The 5,635-nt window shown below is 56.3% G+C and carries 3 protein-coding genes; all 3 read right to left on the minus strand.

The features are described from left to right. Positions 1-876 precede the first annotated feature (876 nt). The 3 genes from QJT78_RS47850 to QJT78_RS47860 all read right to left on the minus strand — a co-directional run bounded on the left by QJT78_RS47850 (position 877) and on the right by QJT78_RS47860 (position 4,697). On the minus strand, positions 877-1,263 hold the full coding sequence (locus QJT78_RS47850; RefSeq protein WP_014497989.1) for a response regulator: 387 nt from the start codon (positions 1,261-1,263) through the stop codon (positions 877-879). Positions 1,264-1,347: 84 nt separating this feature from the next. Then, complete coding sequence (locus QJT78_RS47855) at positions 1,348-2,031, minus strand: response regulator transcription factor (protein WP_011084526.1); 684 nt, start codon at positions 2,029-2,031, stop codon at positions 1,348-1,350. Further along, positions 2,028-4,697 (minus strand): PAS domain-containing protein, encoded by a 2,670-nt coding sequence (locus QJT78_RS47860; protein ID WP_028154297.1) that lies wholly within the window; start codon positions 4,695-4,697, stop codon positions 2,028-2,030. Before QJT78_RS47860 ends, QJT78_RS47855 begins: the two co-directional genes overlap by 4 nt. Positions 4,698-5,635 lie beyond the last annotated feature (938 nt).

Raw genomic sequence — 5,635 nt, forward strand, 5'->3', positions numbered from 1 at the left:
GTTGCCGAAGGTCAGCGCAGGTGTCAGATTCGAAAACGGCATCGAGGTCATCCAAGTGCCGGAAAACCACGCCGCCTGATCGCCTCGTCACCCAAAATCCCGCATAGCTCAGACGAACTTAGGTTACGTTCTGACACAGGAGACATCAATGCTGTCTCCTCGGTCCTCCTTAGCTTAGCAGTTGCTGACTGATTTGTTTGCCTTAAGAAATTGGGGGCTACAGTACAAACCAGTTGCTGCCGATGCTCGCTGCGGCGAGGACACCTGTGTGATAGCCCGGCCGTGGTGGGGACGTGTTGCGCCGAGCACGTTTGACGGGTTGGACCAGAGGTCTGCCACACATGATGTGGGAGCTTGACGATAGCCGGAGCGCTGGGAATCGATAACGAAGCGGCGGCCCTATAGACAAGTCCAACCCGCACGCGTCAGCGGACGTAACAATTCCTTGGGCTGGGCATCGTTCAAAGCGCTTTCACCGGAAAAGCGGTGACCAAGACATGAGGGGCGTCCTGGCGAAGCTCCATTTCGTCGTCACCGCGGCTGGGCTGAGCACAACCAATCTCGTGCTTGCCGAGCGCTCTCGGGAACCGCTCTGCAATGGAGCATATAGCTTCGCTCCAGGTGGAGTTAAATGCTAGGGGCGCTGATCGCTCTGGGCCGGCATTACTTTGATCACGACCTGGAATGAATCGAGCCGGCGTACCCTCCGTCTCTCGCAAGGTCAAAGGTTGTTTTGCAGCCGACAGTAGCCGGTAATGCTTTGGCGGGCAAGAATTAGCTCCTAATAACGTTAGGGCAGGTCGCGGTTCCGGCCGCAAAGAGGTTGCCCGGTGCGTGATCGTCGTTAGATCGGACAAGAACGCGCAGTTGATCGAATCAGATGCGGCCTCGGTCGCCATATGCCTGCAGTGCGCTGTCGAGACACTTGAGTAACTCTTGTACGCCGAATGGTTTGGCGAGGAAGCCGATCGCTCCGGCGTCCAAGGCTGACGCGCGTACGCGCTCGTTGGGGAAAGCTGTAATGAAAATGAAGGGTGCTTGGTAACCACGCGTCCGCATCTCTGCCAGCAGCTCCAGCCCGCTCATCGCTGCCATCTGCACATCAGTTATGACGCAGGATATCTCGTTCAACCGCGGCGACCGCAGGAGCGCCTCGGCCGAGGCAAATATCTGCACGACGTAGCCACGCGATTTCAAAAGGTTTTCTGTCGCCGCACGGACCGAGGGGTCGTCGTCAACGACGGAAATCAAAGGCGTGGACAAGATGAGCCCTCCCGACGCAGTACAGCGGCTGCCAAACCGTCAGCCACTTTCGCGAAAGTGGGCTTAAGTGATGGAATTGTAAAATCATACTTGGGTTTGTTCAGTGTGATTGGCGCTAATTCCGAGCGTCTCGCTCATTCTGATCAAGTCAGCCAGCGAGCGGGCACGCATCTTTTTCATTACGTGTCCCCGGTAGATCTTGACGGTGATCTCGGCGAGCCCAAGTTCGGCGGCTACCTGCTTGTTCATCAGCCCCGTCGCGACCAGTTTCATCACTGCCTGTTCTCGCGGGCTTAGGGTCTCAAATAGAGATTTCAGGTTCGCCACGGTTCGCTGAGCTTCTCGTCTTTTGCGATCGCGTTCGGTCGCCGCAACGACGGCATCAAGCAGTTCCTGATCGCGGAAGGGCTTGCTGAGGAAATCGACCGCGCCTCCCTTCATGGCCCTGACGGTCATGGGAATGTCGCCATGGCCGGTAATGAAGATGATTGGGATGTGTATGTTCAACCTGGCGAGCTCGGTCTGGTAGTCAAGGCCGCTCAGGCCCGGCAGCCGGACATCAAGAACTAGACAGCTTGTGACGTCCGGCATTGTGCTCTGCAGCATTTCACGGGCCGATCCGAACGCCACGACCTCCAAGCCTACCGATCGAAAAAGGTTCGTAAGCGAGCGACGCATAGAGATGTCATCCTCGACGACAAAGACGATTGCCTTCGTCGAAGCCTCGGTATGTCCGCCTTGGCCTCTCCAGTCAAATCGTCCTGTCACGAGATGGCCTCCTTATGCAGCGGAAGGGCAAACTGGAACGTCGCGCCCGGTCCATTTTTCTGAACCACTGAAATTCGTCCTCCGTGAACTTCCACGATCGACCGGCAGATCGAAAGGCCCATTCCTAGGCCGCTCGATTTGGTGGTGAAGAAGGGGTCCAAGACGCGGTCCGCGTCATTCTCGGCGATCCCGACGCCGCAATCGGTCACGGAAAGCTGCACGTACCCCAGATCGTCCGTAGATGATTGAATCAGAAGTTCACGCGGCCGGTCTGTAACTGCGTCCATGGCCTCGATTCCGTTCATCACCAGATTGATGATCACTTGTTGTAGCTGAATTCGATCACCGAGGACCCTAGGCAGCGCAGACGCCAACTCGCTTCGCAACGTCACTTGGTGGCTCACCAGCTCTCGTGTTACCAGCGCGCTGACGTCCCTAACCACCTGATTAATGTCGAGCGGCACCATCTCGATCTCGCCCTTTTTCGCGAGTGCGCGAATACTACGGATCACCTCGCTTGCCCGGATTGCATCTTCTATGATCCATTCGACTGAAGAGCGCGCGGCTGCAAGATTGGGAACATCGCGAGCCATCCAGCCGAGGCACGCATCGGCGTTGCTGAGGATAGCGGCGAGTGGTTGGGTTATCTCGTGGGCGATAGAAGTTGTCATTTCTCCCAAGGTCGTTACACGCGTCACATGTGCAAGCTCCGCCTGTGCCTTTCGCAGCTCTTGTTCGGCCTGAACAGCGCGAATGGTAGCGGTGATGTCAGTGCTGACGCCGCGATAGCCCAAAAAATTTCCGTTTCCGTCGAAGAAGGGCTTGCCACTAGTGCGGACGTAGATCGGAGATCCCATCCTATTTACGGTACGGTAGATGAGATCCCGGAACGGCAGGTGTGCCTGCAACGTCGCCCGATGCTGACGCCACTTCTCCGGTTCTTCTTCCATGTCGCACGCGATGTCCCAGCGAAGCAGGCCCGTTAACCCTGTCGCCAAAATTCCCGCAGCGCTGGTGTGCTCGGACAAGTGAGTGACCCGATGATCTGGCCCGGTTTCCCAGAGCCAGTCGGAAGCAGTCTCGGCATAGTCGCGAAAGCGCTGTTCGCTCTCGCGCAGCGCTACAAGCGTGTTTTCCAAGCGTTCCCTAGCTGCGTGTTGCTCGGTAACATCCATATGTGTTCCGATCAGCTCGCTGACATTACCATCGCTGCCGACGACAACGTGTGCAACGGAGTGTATGCGCCTTATCCCGCCATCTGGCAGAATAACACGGAAATCATATTCGAACCGTTCGTGCTCCTGGTCAATCGCCTGACGCTGCACCTCCTGCAACCCTGGCAAGTCTTCCGGATGGATGCGCGATCGAATAGTCTCTAGCGAAACCGGCTCTTGTGGGTTAAAGCCAAACAGGCGGTCGACCTCAGCGGAGCGATAAACGAAATCTCGTGTGTGGACGTCCCAGGACCAGCTGCCTGTGTGAGTGAGATGCTGAGCCTCGGCCAGATAGGCCTCGCTTCGGCGCAACTGCTGTTCTGCTCGCCTAGCTGCCGTAATATCGGTGGCTGCCCCAACAAACTCAATTTCACCAGAGGCGGTTCGCGTGACTCGTGCCTGCGCATGGATGTGCTTCACGGAGCCGTCAGGTAGCAGCAGCCGGTACTCGTGCTCGAAATCCCTCAGGTCTCGCATCGCTTCATCGATAATCTCTTTGACAGAAGCCCTATCATCTGGGTGCGTGCGCTCAATGACGAGTTGTGGCGCCGGTGTCGTCTGAAGATCGATTTGGAAAATCCGAAATGTCTCCTTAGACCAGAAGGCCTCGCCGGTAGAGGCGTTCCAGCTGAAGCTGCCTGTATGACTCAACTCCTGCGCGTGAGCCAAATGCGCTTCGCTCCGCTGCAGCGCAAGCTCGGTCTGCTTGCGCTCCGTAATATCTTCGCACGCCATGAGGATGACGGGGCGGTCGCCGGCCCAAAGCATGGCCTTGGCGTTTTCACGCACCCACAATACAGAACCGTCCTTCCTGACTTTCCGGACGTCCCAAGTGCGCGATTGTCCAACATCCTCAAGACACGTCTGAATGCATTTGCGGACGAATGCGCGATCCTCCTCCAGAAATACGTCGAGCACGGATTGGCCCAATAGTTCTGCACAAGCAAATCCCAGTTGTGTCGCGCCCAACGTATTGACGTTGAGGACAATGCCGGCCTCATCGACCATGAAGTACATGGCTGGATTGTGCTCGAAAATTGCGCGCCACCGTTTTTCACGATCCTCCAAATCCGAGGCACTCCGCTGAAGCTTGGCCGCAGCCACACGTGCAGCCTCTCTTTCCTGGCGGAGTTTTCCAATCAGGTACGTTCCGACAACAGAGACAATAAGAAATGCAACAACCACAGGAACATCGCGGGGATCATCGATTCGTAAACTAAACGCCGGCGGCGCAAAGTAGTATGCGAGAGCAGCGATTGCGACGATGCAAAGCGCTGATGAAGCAATGAAGCTGCCCATCAACGAAAATAGTAAGACTACTAACAAATAGGCGAACGCCGCGGCGGCGAAATGCGCCTGAAAGTACACGCAAGTCAGTGTAACCGCGGCTAGCGCTATGCTGCCCAAGGTCAACTGAGGGGCTGAACGTTTGAAACTGCTGATCCTATACATTTTGAGACCGTCCGGCCTGTTATCCGGCGGGAGAGCTATAGCATTTTAGGCAAAAATGAGGCAATCTTGAACACTTGGGTCCGCATGCTAGCGTGTGCAAGATCGATCATCGGCTGCCGAACTCAGCACGCGCGGGGAAAAAACGCATTATAAACATACGTATATTTGTCCTAAACCTTTCAGTAGGTGTCGCTGACGCGACTTTAGTCGAAGCTGAAACGTCCGCTTTTGCGCATCGCTCGAGCCTACGGCCAATGCGCCCCATTAGGCCGCGGAATGAGGACAGTGGTTTCAGTTCAGCCGATAGGTTCGAAGGCGCGCCTCCGGACCGGCAAGGATCAGAAAAAAGCTGCCCAATGACTCGTCTCCCCGACACAGCCGCTCCCGCGAAAAAAGCGCAAGTTCGCCTGCCGACACAGAAGCCGGAGTCGCGCGAGTCCTACGCGCGATGAATTCGTTCCAATCTTATCGCGCTTTAGCTGCGAAAAACTGGTTCCGCTGGAAGCGAGCGGCGTCGCAGAACGCAGGGCAGCCTCGTATGACTCGCCACGGCTTTGTCGAGTGCCATTCACGCTGATCACACCCACCATGCTCTGCTAACGCAGCGCGCATCGTAACGAGAACGACAAGCTGCGTCCGCAGGATCCCTACGTCGTCCTTAATCGCGTGAGGCAAGTGGAGCGACGTGCATATGGATCTTCGTAGGCGGACCAATACCTAGTCCGTCAGTCCCGTCATCGGCTTGGCAAAAATGTTGCACAAGCGTTCAGATGGCCGGTAGCCCTTGAGTGCGAAAGCGAAACCCTGAAAAAGCTCCTGCCTCTTTTCTCGCTAGTACCCACTTTTCTTGGAACGTGAGTCGTGATTCAAGGTCGGGATGATACCCGAAGCAAGAGAAGTCCACCTTTCGAGGAAAGATCGCAAGGTGCTTGAGGCGT

It is taken from the genome of Bradyrhizobium sp. Mp27 (genome assembly GCF_029953005.1).
Classification (GTDB): Bacteria; Pseudomonadota; Alphaproteobacteria; order Rhizobiales; family Xanthobacteraceae; genus Bradyrhizobium; species Bradyrhizobium barranii.

What these genes read in the sequence shown, in the direction of transcription:
- QJT78_RS47860 (WP_028154297.1), bottom strand. Translation starts at nt 4,697, where the DNA reads ATGTATAGGATCAGCAGTTTCAAACGTTCAGCCCCTCAGTTGACCTTG.